The organism is Halorubrum sp. SP3 (assembly GCF_005435195.1).
Classification (GTDB): domain Archaea; phylum Halobacteriota; class Halobacteria; order Halobacteriales; family Haloferacaceae; genus Halorubrum; species Halorubrum sodomense.
The window spans coordinates 1-535 of the sequence record NZ_SGTU01000290.1 but is presented as its reverse complement, the minus strand read 5'-3'; the positions used below and the strand labels follow the sequence as shown (position 1 = coordinate 535).

1 pseudogene is annotated in these 535 nt (G+C 64.7%); it reads left to right on the top strand.

From position 1 onward, the window contains the following. Positions 1-535 (top strand): annotated as a pseudogene (locus tag EXE42_RS18915) (hypothetical protein); the annotation flags it as partial.

Here is a 535-nt window from a genome sequence, read left to right as displayed (position 1 = left end):
GCGCCCGTCGTCGAAACACTGGCCGAGACGGACGCCGCGGTCACGTATCAGGTGGTGTGTGAGCCGTTTCCGGATTTTCGAAGTGAGATCCGCGATCGGAAACTCAAGATCGAGGAGGGCATGGACACGCCCGTAGACTGGCTGCTCAGGTTCCTGTTCGGACTCGAGCCTGACCGCGAGACCCCACCGGATATTGTCCCCGAGCGGAAGGCGGCGCTTGACGCGACGGATCCACAACACGCCTTCGTTGTCAACGCCCGGTGTGTGGTTCGCGGCGCCGACGCCGAGGTCACAGCCGAGCAGCTGGCCGGCACGCTCGAGGCGTTATCCGGACCGTTTTACCGGGTTGACGCGAAGCTCAGCAGCGACGATCCCAACCGGGTAGCGACCGCTATCCGCGAGCAAACCGTCCACCACCCGATCCACGACACGCTCAGATACAAGCTGCTGGGGACGAGCAATCGCAGCCGCGCGATTATCGCGGACGGCACCAGCCTCCCCGGGTTCACGCTCGTTGACGGAGCGACGCTCACCG